This window comes from Pseudomonas sp. 21615526 (assembly GCF_013386245.1).
Lineage (GTDB): Bacteria > Pseudomonadota > Gammaproteobacteria > Pseudomonadales > Pseudomonadaceae > Aquipseudomonas.
In genome coordinates, this window is sequence record NZ_JACAOM010000003.1 from 29,433 (window position 1) to 42,875 (window position 13,443).

Below are 13,443 nucleotides of genomic sequence, written 5' to 3' on the forward strand. Positions count from 1 at the left end.
ACGAAAGGCTCGGAAAAAAAACCTACGATACCTCAAGCATGAGCCCGGGTGACTAGCTGCTCAGTTGATTGGCGAATTGCCCTACAGCGCTGACCACTTTCTGGGCGCCGTCCTGGATCTCGACGATCACCGTGCCCGCCTCGGCCGCCAATGCCAGCCCTTGCTCGGCCTGCAGGCGGCCATCGGTCATCAGCGCCACTGCATCGCGGGCCATGTCCTGGTTCTGGCGCACCACGCCGACGATTTCCTCGGTGGCCTTGCTGGTACGCGACGCCAGTTGCCGAACCTCATCGGCCACCACCGCAAAACCACGGCCTTGCTCACCGGCACGGGCGGCTTCGATGGCGGCGTTGAGCGCCAGCAGGTTGGTCTGCTCGGCGATGCCGCTGATGGTCTTGACGATGCTGCCAATCACCTGGGACTGGGCGTTCAGCGCTTCAATGCCCTCACCCGCTTGCTCCATGTGCTTGGCCAGGTCGCGCATCACCTCCACCGCCTGGGTGACCACGGTGGTGCCGCGCTGGGCGCTGCTGTCGGTGTGCAGCGAGGTGCTGTAGGCGATGTTGGCCGCGTCGGCCACGGCCTGTTCCTGGTTGACCTGGTCGGTGATCACCGTGGCGAACTTGACCACTTTGTACAGCCGCTCGTTGGCGTCGAGCACCGGGTTATACGAAGCCTCCAGCCACACCACCCGCCCGTGGCTGTCCACTCGCTTGAAGCGGCCCGCGACGAATTCACCGGCGTTCAGGCGCTTCCAGAACTGCTGGTACTCGACGCTGCCGGCATCCTGCGGCTCACAGAATATCCGGTGATGTTTGCCCTGGATCTGCGCCAGGCTGTAACCCATGCCGTTGAGGAAACGGTCGTTGGCCGTCAGTACATTACCGTTGAGGTCGAACTCGATCACTGCCGTGGAACGCACCAGCGCGGTGATCAGGTTTTCGTGCTCGCGGGACGCCTCGATAGTGCGGGTCAGGTCGCTGGAGTACATCGAAATATTCTTGATACGCCCGTCACTGCCACGCACCGGTTGCACGATGGAGCGCAGCCACGCCTCATTGCCGTTGCCGCGCATCAGGCGTACGGAACCGGCGAAGTGTTCGCCACGCACCAGGGCGTTCGTGAAGCGCAGTTGAAAAGTGTCGTGCTTGACGTGCGCCGGCACCAGATCCTCGATCAGGCGGCCTTGCAGCTGGCTTGCCTGGTAAGCCATCTCTTGAAGGAAGATGGCATTGACGGACTCGATGCGCCCTTCGGGATCCAGGGTCAGGGCCATCATTTCGCTTTCCAGGCTCTCCTTGACCTGCTGCAAACTGGATAATTCTTCGCGAAGAGCAGACAGCTCCTGCTTGAGACGGGTGTTGAACATGGAGGCACCGGTGGGCAAATGAGGGCGGGATCTGACCTGCATCGGCGCTGCCGGCATTTTCTTAAGAGAGCTTTAGCCCATTGCCCAACTATATTTTTTCAGCCCCTCAACTGCCGTTGTTACGGCAGATGCCCATCACTTGGTAGTGGAGCGTGTTGAGCTTGCCGGTGGAGTCTTCGTAGGTCATGCGTGACGGCACTGCGCTGCACGAGCGGATCGGCGGCGTGACATTCACCACCTTGGCAATGTCCAGCTTCATGCCGTAGCGATACACCAGCACCTCGGGCGCGGGCTTGCCCTTTCTCGCGGCGTAGGCGGCCATGGCTTGCTCATTGTTTTGCATCAATTGGGCGAAGGTGCGGTCGCCTCCACCTTCGGCCATCGCGCCGGCGGAAACGATCAGGGCCAATGCAGCGACAGTGGTTTTCAGGGTATTCATGAGGGCGTCCTCGTCTGACTTATTGAATTAAAAGTTCAGAGCAAGAATAACTAACCAAGCCTGTCGCAAAGTTCACCGAAAGATTACTTATCCGTTATGTTTTATTGAAATTCCAAAATTGTAATCTGTGCGCCACCTCGCCGTTATCTCGTGTTTGCAACTATCTGCCCGGGCACCATCACAACAAGAATGCCCCATCGATAAGAAGCTGATAGCTGCCACTACCGAGGAGCGCTACATGAGCACTAACCGCACATTTTCACTCTCCATGATTGCCGCTCTGGCGGGGCTCACCCCGCTGTCAGGCATGGCCGTGGAAGATAAACCCGAAGGGTTTATCGAAGGCAGCACCTTGAACGTGCTGGCCCGCAACTTCTACTTCAACCGCGATGACCGCAAGGGCCAGTCGAGCCCCACCGGCAATGGCTATTCCGAAGCCTGGGCCCAGGGTTTTATCGGCAAGTTCGAATCCGGATTCACTCAGGGTCCGGTGGGTTTCGGCCTCGATGCGTTTGCGATGTATGGCCTGAAACTCGACTCCGGCACCGGTCGCAGCGGCGGCAAGGGCTCGTTCGGCGTACTGCCGGTAGACAGCGACAACCACCCCGAGGACGGCTACAGCAAGCTCGGCGGCGCGGTAAAAGTGCGCCTGCTGGATACCGTGATCAAGGCCGGTGACGTGTTCCCGCTGACCCCGGTGGTGGCCTACGGCGACTCGCGGGTGTTGCCGGAAAGCTTCCGTGGCGTCACCGCGCAAAACACCAGCATTGACGGCTTGAGCTTGCAGGCCGGGCACTTGAGCGGCATGAGCCAGCCTACTCAAAGCGGCATGGATAAAGGCTTCGCGACGTTTTATGCGGGCAAGGTGGATTCACCCTGGATCGGCTATGCCGGCGGCGACTACCAGGTGAACAAACACCTCAGCGTCAGCCTGTACACCAGCCGCCTGAAGGATGCCTGGGACCAGTACTACTTCGGCAGCGCCGCCAGCTACCCGCTGAACGATGACGTGTCGCTGTTTGGCGACTTCAACTATTACAAGGCCGTGGACGAGGGCAAGAAACGCCTTGGCGAGTTCGATAACAACATCTGGAGCGCCAGGCTCGGGGTCAAGGTCGGCGCCCACAGCCTGGCCCTGTCGCACCAGCGCAACAACGGCGATGACGACTTTGACTACCTGCGCATGTCGGACTCGATCTTCCTCAACAACTCGATCCAGTACAGCGACTTCAACTCGCCCAGGGAACGCTCGTGGATGCTCGCCTATAACCTCGACATGCAGGCCTTCGGCATTCCTGGCCTGACCTTCATGACCCGCTATGGCAAAGGTACCGGCGCCGACTACAGCAACGCCAACAGCGTGTACATGCGCCGTGACGCGGCCGGCGACCCGCTGACCGATCAACGCCGCTGGGAGCGGGATATCGAGGCGAAGTACGTGGTGCAGGGCGGTAACTTGAAAGACCTGTCGCTGCGTTTGCGCCAGGCGACCGTTCGCTCAAGTGCCTTTGAGTCGGACTTGGAAGAAGTTCGGTTGATTGTCGAATACCCATTGGCAATTCTGTAAATGAACACAACGGCAAATGCTTACATTCATTTGCCGTTGACTAACATCTGTTCACAAATTGAAGCCTGTCAGAACTGTAATATGCGCCTCACCTTCTCGTTAAGTTGCGCTTCATATACTGGTCACAACTAACGGCACACGCCTTATTTGGAGACACGTCATGAAGCCATCCCACCTGTTATTGATCAGTTTTCTCGGCGCCACTTCCACCCTCGCATTCGCCGACGACGGCGCCGACCGCTCCCGGCAGTTCCTCGCCGAGTTCCGCCAGCAACAGCAGCAGGTCCACGGTGAACAGTCCGTGGCCGAGACCGCGCCCGCCGACGCACAGAAGCAGTCGATCTGAACGGCGCACACCGAGCACATTCATCTCTGAAGCTTTTGTGTAGCTCCTTTGGAAAGAGATGAATTTTTAACGCCCCGGATGGGGCGTTTTTTTTGCCCGTCCGTTCTGCAACGCAACAACCAGTCACAAACTGGCTGATTGACCCTGTAGCTACTTCAGCCTTCAGGCTTCGGAAAATTCGAATTTCAGTCTCTCTCTATCAGTAAAAGGTAAATCCCCATGCGTATCCTTGTGGTTGAGGACGAGCAAAAAACCGCCGCCTACCTGCAGCAGGGCCTGACCGAAAGCGGTTACGTGGTCGACTGCGCCGCCAGCGGCGTGGACGGCCTGCACCTGGCCGGGCAACACGCTTATGAACTGGTGATTCTCGATGTAAACCTGCCGGCCAAGGACGGCTGGGAAGTGCTTGAGCAACTGCGCCGCGACAGCAACCAACGGGTGATGATGCTCACAGCCCGTGGCCGGCTGACTGACAAGATCAAGGGCCTGGACATGGGCGCCGATGATTACCTGGTCAAACCCTTCGAATTCCCCGAATTGCTGGCCCGGGTGCGTACGCTGTTGCGCCGCAGCGAGCACATACCGGTGCCGGAAGTCTTCCGCGTGTCGGACCTTGAACTGGACCCGCGCCGCCACCGCGCCTATCGCGGCACCCGGCGCATTGACCTGACCACCAAGGAGTTCGCGCTGCTGCATGTGCTGATGCGTCAGTCCGGCGAAGTGCTGACCCGCACGCAGATTATTTCCCTGGTGTGGGACATGAATTTCGACTGCGACACCAACGTGGTGGAGGTCTCCATCAGCCGTCTGCGGGCCAAGGTCGACGACCAGAGTGACGTCAAGCTGATCCATACCATTCGCGGCGTGGGCTATGTGCTGGAGGCCCGCCAATGAAAGCCAGCAGTCTGTCGATGCGCCTCGGGCTGACGGTGAGCCTGATGGGCGCGGGCCTGGTGGTGCTGCTCGCGACACTGGCCTACCTGGCGCTGACCCACGAGCTTGAGAAACTGGCGCGCAAGGGCCTGGAAAGCAAGATGGAGCAGATCCAGCACAGCCTCGCCCTCGGCCTGGACACCCGCGACATAAAAGCCCGCCCGCATTCGCTGATGGACCTGGTGATGGGGCATGACAATTTCTACCTGACCATCGTCGGCACCGCACCCGATGAAGCGGTGCTGCTAAGCGTCGGTGCCAAGCCACAGGAACCGTTGCTGACCGACTTCGCACCACGCCAGACCCTCGGTTACCTGAACTGGGACGACAGCAACGGCAACCAGGTGCTCAGCGCCTCCAGCCTGATGCGCCTGTCCAGCGGCGAACGCGTGCGGGTGCTGCTGTCCCTGGACCGCAGGGACGATCAGGCATTGCTCAGTGCTTACCTGCGTTCCACGGTGATCGCCCTGCCGCTGCTGTTGCTGCTGATCGGCATCGGCGCGTGGTGGGTGGTGCAACGCGGGCTCGCACCGCTGCAACAGTTCAGCCGCGTCGCGGCCAAGGTCACCACACAGGACCTGACCCACCGCCTGGCTGTGGATAACTTGCCCAACGAGTTGGGCGAGTTGGCGCAGGGCATCAACTTCATGCTGCAGCGCCTGGATGGCGGTGTGCAGCAGCTGTCGCAGTTCTCCGATGACCTGGCCCACGAGCTGCGCGCACCGCTGACCAACTTGATGGGCAAGGCCCAGGTGACGTTGTCCCGAGAGCGCCCGCCCGAGGAGTACAAGGCGGTGCTGGAATCCAGCACCGAAGAAATGGAGCGGCTGGCGCGGATCGTTTCCGACATGCTGTTCCTGGCACAGGTCAGCCACCCGGCGGCGCGGGTTTCGTTTGCACCCGTGTCCCTGGCCGATGAAGCGCGCCGGGTGATGGAGCTGTTTGCGTTGAGTGCCGAAGACAAGCAACTGAGCCTGAGCCTTCACGGTGATGCCTCGGTGCATGGCGACCGCCTGATGATTCAGCGGGCGATTTCCAACTTGTTGTCCAATGCCATCCGGCATACCCCGCACGCTTCCACGGTGTCGTTGCAGGTGGAAACCCACGGGCAGCAAGTCTCGCTGTCGGTGGGCAACCCGGGGCCGGGGATTGAAGCGCATCACCTGCCGAACCTGTTCGAGCGTTTCTACCGCGTCGACAGCAGCCGCGCCCGCTCCGAAGGGGGGACCGGGCTGGGGCTGGCCATCGTGCGGTCGATCATGACCCTGCATCAAGGCCGGGCAGAAGTCAGCAGCGAGCCCGGAGATTTCACTGTGTTTCGGTTGGTGTTTCCCCTTCATACCAACGCTATCTGCCAATAACTCATTGTGGTGAGGGAGCTTGCTCCCTCACCACAGGTTATTGGCCAGGCATCGGGCGGTCTTCCTGTTCTTCACGCCGGTGCGCCCAGTGATACAGCGCCGGCAATACCAGCAGGGTCAGCAGCGTCGACGAAATAATCCCGCCAATCACCACCGTCGCCAACGGGCGCTGCACTTCGGCGCCGGTGCCGGTGGCCAGGGCCATGGGGATAAACCCCAGCGACGCCACCAACGCCGTCATCAACACCGGGCGCAAGCGCGTCAGGGCGCCTTCGTTGATGGCCACCGACAATGAGCGCCCCTCTTCCCGCAGGTTGCGAATGAACGCAATCATCACCAACCCGTTCAGCACCGCCACCCCCGACAGCGCGATAAAACCCACGCCCGCCGAGATCGACAACGGAATGTCCCGCAGCCACAGCGCCATGATCCCGCCGGTCAACGCGAAGGGAATCCCGGTGAACACCAGCAGCCCGTCCTTGAGGTTGTTGAACATCATGAACAGCAACCCGAACACCAGCAGCAACGCCACCGGCACCACGATGCGCAAGCGCTCGGAAGCTTCCTTCAACTGCTCGAACTGGCCGCCCCAGGTGGTCCAGTAGCCCGCGGGGATTTTCACCTGAGTGTCGATGGCCGTCCCGGCTTCCTCGACAAACGAGCCGATATCCCGCCCACGCACGTTGGCGCTGACGATCACCAGGCGCTTGCCGTTTTCACGGCTGATCTGGTTGGGGCCGAGCACCAGGTCCAGGCTGGCGACTTCCGACAGCGCGATAAAACCCAACTGCCCCGCCGCGTTATTCGCCAGCGCCGGGATCGGAATCAACAACCGCGACAGGCCTTCGATATCGGTGCGCAGCGCGTCCGACAAACGCACGACCATATCAAAACGCCGGTCGCCTTCGTACATCGTCCCGGCCTGGCGCCCACCCACGGCGACGGCAATCGTGTCTTGCACATCGCCCACGTTCAGGCCGAAACGCGCAGCCTTGTCGCGGTCGATATTGATGGTCAGCACCGGCAGGCCGGAGGTCTGTTCCACCTTCACTTCCGAGGCGCCCTTGAGGGTTTGCAAGGTCTCGGCGATTTCCCCGGCGGTCTTGTTGAGCACCGCCATGTCGTCACCAAACACCTTCACCGCCACGTCACTGCGCACGCCGGAAATCAGTTCGTTGAAGCGCAGCTGGATCGGTTGCGACAGTTCATACACGCTGCCCGGCACAATCGCACTGGCGCGCTGGATGTCGGCGATGATTGCCTCGCGGGACTTCTTCGGGTCGGGCCACTGGTCCTTGGGCTTGAGCATCACGTAGCTGTCGGAGATGTTCGGCGGCATCGGGTCGGAGGCGATTTCCGCGGTGCCGGTGCGGGCGAATACCCGCTCGATTTCCGGCACCTCGGCCATCAAGGTCTTTTCCAGTTGCTGCTGCATCTGTACCGACTGCGTCAGGCTGGTGCCCGGCACCCGCAACGCTTGTTGGGCGAAATCACCCTCGCTGAGGCTGGGGATAAATTCGCTGCCCATGCGACTGGCCACCAGGCCCGACGCAACGATGGCCAGCACCGCCAGGCCGAACACCAGCGGCCGGCGCGCCATCACCCAATCCAGCACCGGCGCGTAGACACGGCGTGCGCTGCGCATCACCAGGTTTTCCTCTTCCTTGACCTTGCCGGTGACGAACAGCGCAATGGCCGCCGGCACGAAGGTCACGGACAGAATCATTGCCCCCAGCAGCGCGATCACCACGGTGAACGCCATCGGGTGGAACATCTTCCCGGCCACCCCGGTGAGGGCGAAGATCGGCAGGTACACCACCATGATGATCAGTTGCCCGAAGATCAGCGCGCGCCGCGCTTCCTTGGCCGCCGCAAACACTTCATGCAGGCGCTCGCTGCGGGTCAGCAATCGCCCGTGGCGCTGCTGGGCGTGGGCCAGGCGGCGGATGGCGTTTTCGACGATCACCACCGCGCCATCCACGATAATCCCGAAATCCAGCGCGCCGAGGCTCATCAGGTTGGCGCTGACCTTGTTGGTAAACATCCCGGTAAAGGTGAACAACATGGCCAGGGGAATCACCATCGCGGTGATCAGCGCAGCGCGGATATTGCCGAGGAACAGGAACAGCACTGCAACCACCAGCAGCGCCCCTTCGAAGAGGTTTTTCTTCACGGTGCTGATGGCTTTTTCCACCAGGTTGGTGCGGTCGTAGACGGTGACGGCCACCACACCTTCAGGCAGCGAACGGTTGATCTCTTCGAGTTTTTTCGCGACCGCCAGGGACACCGTGCGGCTGTTTTCGCCGATCAACATGAACACCGTGCCCAGCACCACTTCGCGGCCATTCTCCGTGGCGGCACCGGTACGCAGCTCGCGGCCAATGTCGACCTGGGCGACGTTGCGTACCCGAATCGGCGTACCGTCGGAAGTGGTGATGACGATGTTGGCAATGTCGTCGATGGACGCGACTTGCCCCGGCGCACGGATCAGCAATTGCTCGCCGCTGCGCTCGATGTAGCCGGCGCCGACGTTGGCGTTGTTGCGCTCCAGCGCCGTGACCAGGTCGCCCAAGGTCAGGTTGTAGGCCGCCAGGCGCTTGGGGTCCGGGGCGATCTGGTATTCCTTGGCAAACCCGCCGATGGTGTTGATCTCGGCCACCCCCGGCACGTTGCGCAGTTGCGGCTTGATGATCCAGTCCTGGATCACCCGCAGGTCGGTCGGCGTATAGGCTGAGCCGTCCTCCTTGCGCGCGCCGTCTTTCGCCTCCACGGTCCACAGGAAGATTTCCCCGAGCCCGGTGGAGATCGGCCCCATCATGCTTTCGATGCCATCGGGCAGTTGCTCGCGAGCCACCTGCAAGCGTTCGTTGACCAGCTGGCGGGCGAAGAACAGGTCGGTGCCGTCCTTGAAAATCACCGTGACCTGGGACAAGCCCGAGCGCGACAGCGAGCGGGTCTGCTGCAAGCCCGGCAGCCCGGCCATGGCGGTCTCGATGGGAAAGGTGATGCGCTGCTCGGTTTCCAGCGGCGAAAAACCCGCCGCCGCCGAGTTGATCTGCACCTGGACGTTGGTGATATCCGGCACGGCGTCGATGGGCAATTTCTGATAGCTGGCGATACCGACACCGGCCATCAACAGCACCGCCAGCAGCACGATGATGCGCTGCTCGATAGCGAATTGGATAAGGCGCTCAAACATGGGAAATCACTCGCAGGATCAATGGGCGTGCTCGGCCGAGGCCTTGCCCAACTCGGACTTGAGGATGAAGCTGCCGACGGTGGCCACCTGCGCGCCGGCGTCGAGGCCCTGGCGCACTTCGACGAAACCGTTTTCGCTGACGCCCAGTTCGATATGCCGGGTCATGAAGCCGTCGCTGGTGCGCACGAACACCGAGGGTTTGTCCTCGACGGTCTGGACCGCCTCCTGGGGGACGGTGACCTTGGCCGGGTAGGTGTCGGTGGCGACCTGCACGGAAACGAACAGCCCTGGACGCCACGAAGCGTCGGGGTTCGGCACCGTGACGCGTACGGTGGCGGTGCGGGTCTGCTCCCCCAGCAAGTTGCCGACATAGGCCACGGTTCCGAGCACTTCGGTGCCCATTTCCGAGGACGTGACCTTCACCGGTTTGCCGACCCGGACCTTGTTCAAATCCTTGGGGAACACGCCGAAGGTGACCCACACCTGGGACAGGTCCGACAGGGTGAAGGCGTTGCTGGTCTCGCTCACCACTTCGCCGACACCCAGGTGTTTTTCCACTACTACGCCGTCGAACGGCGCCCGCAGTTCGTAGCGATTGCCGCCGACCAATACAGCGCTGCCGCTCAGGGCATTCATCTTTTGCCGGGCATTGTTCAGGGCGATTTCGGCCTCTTGCAGCGCCTGGCGCGCCAGCAGGTAATCCTGTTCGGCGGAGATCCTGTCCTGCCACAACTGGCGCTCGCGCTGGAAGGTGGTGCGGGCCAGTACCACCCGGCGCTCACTGGCCGCCAGTTCACTGCGCTGATCGGAAATCTGCTGGCTGGCGATCACCGCGAGCAGCTCGCCCTTCTTCACCGATTGGCCGAGGTTGACCTGCACCGACTCCACCACGCCGGCAGCACGCGGGACGATGTGGGAGGTGCGGTCTTCGTCGAAACGCACCTCGCCCGGCAGCGAAAGCACAGTGCTGATCTGCCGGGATTGCGCCGGGGCCAGTTGAATACCGGCGGCCTGGACCTGCTGTTCGGTCAGCTCGATCTTGCCTTCTTCTTCCGCCTCTGCCGCACCGCTGATGGCCGGCCACGCCAGCATCAGCGCAACGGCCAGCGCCATCCTGTGTTTGTTGTTCATGGAACGCTCCTGAAAAAATCAAAACCGGGCAAGGTCGCCGTAAATCCGTTCGATGCGCACCCAGGCTTCGGTGGCCTGGGCGGTCGCCGCGAGGTATTGGGTGCGGGCCGCAATCAAGGTGCGCTGGGCGTCGAGTACGTCGAGGAAGTTGAACTTGCCCATCTCGAAACCGCGGGTGGCGCTGTCCACCGCGCTTTGGGCGGCGGGCAGGATCTGTTGGTTGAACGAGCGCACTTCGGTATTCGCGGTTTGCCAAAGGTCCAGGGCCTGGCGGGTTTCGGTGCGCAGGCGCAGTTCGGCGGCGTTGCGCAGGTCGCGGGCCTGGTCGGCACGGCGACTCGCGGCCAGCACGTTGCCCTGGTTGCGGTTGAACAGCGGGATCGGCATCGACACGCCCACCACGTTGACCCGCTCGCGCACGCTGGCGTCGTATTGGCTGCCGATGGACACGTCGAGGTCGGGAATGCGCTGGGCTTTTTCCAGGCCCAGGGCCGCTTCGCCCTGGACGATTTGCAGCTCGGCCAGGCGCAGTTCGGCGGTCTGTTCCAGGCGCGCCAGCAGCTGCGCGGGCGACGGTAATGCCGGGGCGGCCTGGGCTTGGGTGGCGACGGCCTGGAAATCGGTGCTGGCCGCGCCAGTACTGGCGGCGAGACGCCGGTAGGCATCGGTCAGGCCCATCTGCGCGCGGTTGAATTCCAGGCGGATTTCCGAGAGTTGCACCTGGGCCCGGGTGGCTTCCACCGGGGACGTTTTGCCGGCGGTGACGCGACCATTGGCCACCACTAGGCCGCGCTCGGCCAATGCCACTGAGCGCTGGGCCAGGTCGAGGCGTTCCTGGGCGCGAAGTGCACCGTAGTAACCGTCGATGACCTCCGCTCGCAGACCGTTGCGGCGCTGTTCCAGAGTGAGTGCGGCCGCCTCCTGGGCACGGGTGGCGACATCAATCCGGGCGCCGCGCTTGCCACCCAGCTCCAGGGTTTGGCTCAGTTTTACGGTGGTGGTGCGCGAGTTGCGGCGGGTGTCTTCGGCGTCCCAGGAGGCCACCGGATTCGGGATCAAACCGGCCTGCTGGCGACCGCCTTGGGCGATGTCGATTTCCCACTGCGCAGCGGCCATGTCGGGGTTGTTGGCGAAGGCGGTTTGCAGGGCCGATTCGAGGGTCAGGGTTTGCGCGTTTGCGCCCTGGACCGTCATCAGCAACAGCACCGAAGCGCCGATAAATGTGCGGACAAAAGTTGGCATAACAAGAGTTCCATGCCCATGAATTAACCGGTGGGCAATGTAACTTTCGGTACTTATCAGAGGAGTGGCCAGAACATTACAAATCCGTTAGCAACGGCTCTGGCGCGGGCTTTTGCTTTAAGCTCCGGGCAACTTTTCCACTGCCCAGCGGGATCCTCGACATGCGTATTCTGGTTATCGAAGACGAACCTAAAACCGCCGATTATCTACACCAGGGATTGAGCGAAAGTGGCTATATCGTCGACTGTGCCGCCACCGGCGCCGACGGCCTGCATTTGTCTCGCCAGCACGCCTACGACCTGGTGATGCTCGACGTGAATTTGCCGTTGATGGATGGCTGGGACGTGCTGCAACGCATCCGCCAGAACAGCAGCACCCGCATCATGATGCTGACCGCCCAGGGCCGCCTCTCCGACCGGATCAAGGGCCTGGACCTGGGCGCCGATGATTACCTGGTCAAGCCGTTTGAGTTCCCCGAATTACTCGCGCGGGTGCGCACCTTGATGCGCCGCAGCGTGCATTCGCCGGTGCCGGATGTGTTGCGGGTGGCCGACCTGGAATTGGATCAGGGCCGCCACCGGGCGTTTCGCGGTTTGCAGCGCATCGACCTGACCACCAAGGAGTTCGCCCTGCTGCACCTGCTGATGCGCCAGAGCGGCGTGGTGCTGTCGCGCACGCAAATTATCTCGTTCGTGTGGGACATGAACTTTGATTGCGACACCAATGTGGTGGAAGTGTCGATCCGCCGCCTGCGGGCAAAGATTGATGACCCGTTCGAGCGCAAGTTGATCCATACCTTGCGCGGCGTGGGGTATGTGCTGGAAGACCGTGAGTGACGGTCAGGCATGCACCTCGTCATGCTCGTCATGCTGAAAACCTTCGCCCTCGATCTGGATCGTGGCGTGGGAAATATCGAATTGTTCATGCAGTAACTCCGTCACCTGGCTGAGGATCTGTTGCTCGCTGCCTTGAGCAGAATCCGCCACCAGATGAGTACTCAGCACATTTTTGCCGCTGGTGAGGGCCCAGATGTGCAGGTCGTGCACGTCCTTGACCCCGGGAATGCCGCGAATTGCCTGCTCCACCTTGTCGATATCAATGCCATCCGGCACACCTTGCAGCAGCACGTTCATGCTTTCCTTGAGCAGCGTCCAGGTGCGGGGCAATACCCAGAAGCCAATCGCCGCCGCCACCACCGAATCCACCCAGCCCCAGCCGGTGTACATGATCACCAGCGCCGCGATGATCACGCCGATGGAGCCGAGCATGTCGCTCCAGACCTCCAGGTAAGCGCCCTTCACATTCAGGCTTTCGCCGCTGGCCGCACTCAGCAGGCGCATGGAAATCAGGTTGACGATCAGCCCCAGCACCGCGATCACCAGCATGCCGGTGGACTGGATCTCGGCGGGCGCCTGCAAGCGTTGATACGCCTCATACAGGATGTAGAACGCCACGCCGAACAGCAGCAGCGCATTAAACGCTGCCGCCAGGATCTCGAAACGCGCATAGCCGAAGGTGCGCTTGCGGTCGGCGGCGCGTTTGGCGACCTGGATCGCCACCAGGGAAATCCCTAGCGCCAGGGCGTCGGTCATCATGTGCGCGGCATCGGACAACAGCGCCAGGCTGCCGGTGATAAAGGCGCCGATCACCTCGGCGATCATAAAGCTGCCGGTCAGTGCCACTGCGATCCATAACAGCCGTTCGTGGCCAGCGCGTACCTGGGCGTGGCTGTGTCCTGCGCTCATGAAATATCCTCGTGGGTGGTCGTCCGGTTGATCATAGAGCTCTAGGCCAAAACCACCGGCACGAGTTGCAAAATTGTCATCTCGCCGTCAGCTGAGCGTTAAGCCATACGC

11 protein-coding genes and 1 pseudogene are annotated in these 13,443 nt (G+C 61.8%); 5 read left to right on the forward strand and 7 right to left on the reverse strand.

Annotation, left to right across the window (positions count from 1 at the left end; all coding sequences use genetic code 11):
- Nucleotides 1-52 precede the first annotated feature (52 nt).
- The 3 genes and pseudogenes from HX786_RS32235 to HX786_RS01340 all read right to left on the reverse strand — a co-directional run bounded on the left by HX786_RS32235 (nt 53) and on the right by HX786_RS01340 (nt 1,808).
- Nucleotides 53-484 carry a methyl-accepting chemotaxis protein gene (locus HX786_RS32235; RefSeq protein ID WP_371132413.1) on the reverse strand — a complete coding sequence of 144 codons (432 nt, stop codon included), beginning with the start codon at nt 482-484 and terminating at the stop codon, nt 53-55.
- 108 nt (nt 485-592) lie between these two features.
- Nucleotides 593-1,426: pseudogene (locus HX786_RS32240) on the reverse strand (PAS domain-containing protein); the annotation flags it as partial.
- A gap of 49 nt (nt 1,427-1,475) precedes the next feature.
- The gene (locus HX786_RS01340) at nt 1,476-1,808 is read right to left on the reverse strand and encodes a DUF2790 domain-containing protein (RefSeq protein WP_087693789.1); all 333 of its coding nucleotides are present in this window, start codon (nt 1,806-1,808) and stop codon (nt 1,476-1,478) included.
- 238 nt (nt 1,809-2,046) lie between these two features.
- Here HX786_RS01340 and HX786_RS01345 point away from each other — a divergent pair, with 238 nt between their 5' ends.
- The 4 genes from HX786_RS01345 (at nt 2,047) to HX786_RS01360 (ending at nt 6,015) form a co-directional block, all read left to right on the forward strand.
- Nucleotides 2,047-3,375 (forward strand): OprD family porin, encoded by a 1,329-nt coding sequence (locus HX786_RS01345; protein ID WP_003214419.1) that lies wholly within the window; start codon nt 2,047-2,049, stop codon nt 3,373-3,375.
- 160 nt (nt 3,376-3,535) lie between these two features.
- Nucleotides 3,536-3,721, forward strand: coding sequence for a hypothetical protein (locus tag HX786_RS01350; RefSeq protein ID WP_008437498.1), 186 nt, complete (start codon nt 3,536-3,538; stop codon nt 3,719-3,721).
- 219 nt (nt 3,722-3,940) lie between these two features.
- Nucleotides 3,941-4,615 (forward strand): heavy metal response regulator transcription factor, encoded by a 675-nt coding sequence (locus HX786_RS01355; protein WP_003214417.1) that lies wholly within the window; start codon nt 3,941-3,943, stop codon nt 4,613-4,615.
- On the forward strand, nt 4,612-6,015 hold the full coding sequence (locus tag HX786_RS01360) for a heavy metal sensor histidine kinase (RefSeq protein ID WP_134325731.1): 1,404 nt from the start codon (nt 4,612-4,614) through the stop codon (nt 6,013-6,015). Before HX786_RS01355 ends, HX786_RS01360 begins: the two co-directional genes overlap by 4 nt.
- A 37-nt stretch (nt 6,016-6,052) precedes the next feature.
- On the opposite strand, the gene HX786_RS01365 is transcribed toward HX786_RS01360, so the two are convergent.
- The 3 genes from HX786_RS01365 to HX786_RS01375 are packed head-to-tail and all read right to left on the reverse strand — an operon-like array spanning nt 6,053 to nt 11,587.
- The gene (locus tag HX786_RS01365) at nt 6,053-9,214 is read right to left on the reverse strand and encodes a CusA/CzcA family heavy metal efflux RND transporter (RefSeq protein WP_178911631.1); all 3,162 of its coding nucleotides are present in this window, start codon (nt 9,212-9,214) and stop codon (nt 6,053-6,055) included.
- Between the two features lie 18 nt (nt 9,215-9,232).
- Nucleotides 9,233-10,345: an efflux RND transporter periplasmic adaptor subunit gene (locus HX786_RS01370; RefSeq protein ID WP_178911632.1), complete on the reverse strand. Its 1,113-nt coding sequence runs from the start codon at nt 10,343-10,345 to the stop codon at nt 9,233-9,235.
- A gap of 18 nt (nt 10,346-10,363) precedes the next feature.
- A complete protein-coding gene (locus HX786_RS01375) occupies nt 10,364-11,587 on the reverse strand; it encodes a TolC family protein (protein WP_003214410.1) in 1,224 nt (407 codons plus the stop codon).
- A 161-nt stretch (nt 11,588-11,748) separates the two neighbouring features.
- Between HX786_RS01375 and HX786_RS01380 the strand changes: the two genes are divergently transcribed.
- Entirely contained in the window at nt 11,749-12,423 is a 675-nt protein-coding gene (locus HX786_RS01380) for a heavy metal response regulator transcription factor (RefSeq protein ID WP_178911633.1), read from the forward strand.
- A 3-nt stretch (nt 12,424-12,426) separates the two neighbouring features.
- On the opposite strand, the gene HX786_RS01385 is transcribed toward HX786_RS01380, so the two are convergent.
- Nucleotides 12,427-13,332 carry a cation diffusion facilitator family transporter gene (locus tag HX786_RS01385; RefSeq protein ID WP_178911634.1) on the reverse strand — a complete coding sequence of 302 codons (906 nt, stop codon included), beginning with the start codon at nt 13,330-13,332 and terminating at the stop codon, nt 12,427-12,429.
- Between the last annotated feature and the right edge of the window lie 111 nt (nt 13,333-13,443).

What these genes read in the sequence shown, in the direction of transcription:
- HX786_RS01375 (WP_003214410.1), bottom strand. Translation starts at nt 11,587, where the DNA reads ATGCCAACTTTTGTCCGCACATTTATCGGCGCTTCGGTGCTGTTGCTG.
- HX786_RS32235 (WP_371132413.1), bottom strand. Translation starts at nt 484, where the DNA reads ATGCGCGACCTGGCCAAGCACATGGAGCAAGCGGGTGAGGGCATTGAA.
- HX786_RS01385 (WP_178911634.1), bottom strand. Translation starts at nt 13,332, where the DNA reads ATGAGCGCAGGACACAGCCACGCCCAGGTACGCGCTGGCCACGAACGG.
- HX786_RS01365 (WP_178911631.1), bottom strand. Translation starts at nt 9,214, where the DNA reads ATGTTTGAGCGCCTTATCCAATTCGCTATCGAGCAGCGCATCATCGTG.
- HX786_RS01360 (WP_134325731.1), top strand. Translation starts at nt 4,612, where the DNA reads ATGAAAGCCAGCAGTCTGTCGATGCGCCTCGGGCTGACGGTGAGCCTG.
- HX786_RS01370 (WP_178911632.1), bottom strand. Translation starts at nt 10,345, where the DNA reads ATGAACAACAAACACAGGATGGCGCTGGCCGTTGCGCTGATGCTGGCG.
- HX786_RS01350 (WP_008437498.1), top strand. Translation starts at nt 3,536, where the DNA reads ATGAAGCCATCCCACCTGTTATTGATCAGTTTTCTCGGCGCCACTTCC.
- HX786_RS01340 (WP_087693789.1), bottom strand. Translation starts at nt 1,808, where the DNA reads ATGAATACCCTGAAAACCACTGTCGCTGCATTGGCCCTGATCGTTTCC.
- HX786_RS01345 (WP_003214419.1), top strand. Translation starts at nt 2,047, where the DNA reads ATGAGCACTAACCGCACATTTTCACTCTCCATGATTGCCGCTCTGGCG.
- HX786_RS01355 (WP_003214417.1), top strand. Translation starts at nt 3,941, where the DNA reads ATGCGTATCCTTGTGGTTGAGGACGAGCAAAAAACCGCCGCCTACCTG.
- HX786_RS01380 (WP_178911633.1), top strand. Translation starts at nt 11,749, where the DNA reads ATGCGTATTCTGGTTATCGAAGACGAACCTAAAACCGCCGATTATCTA.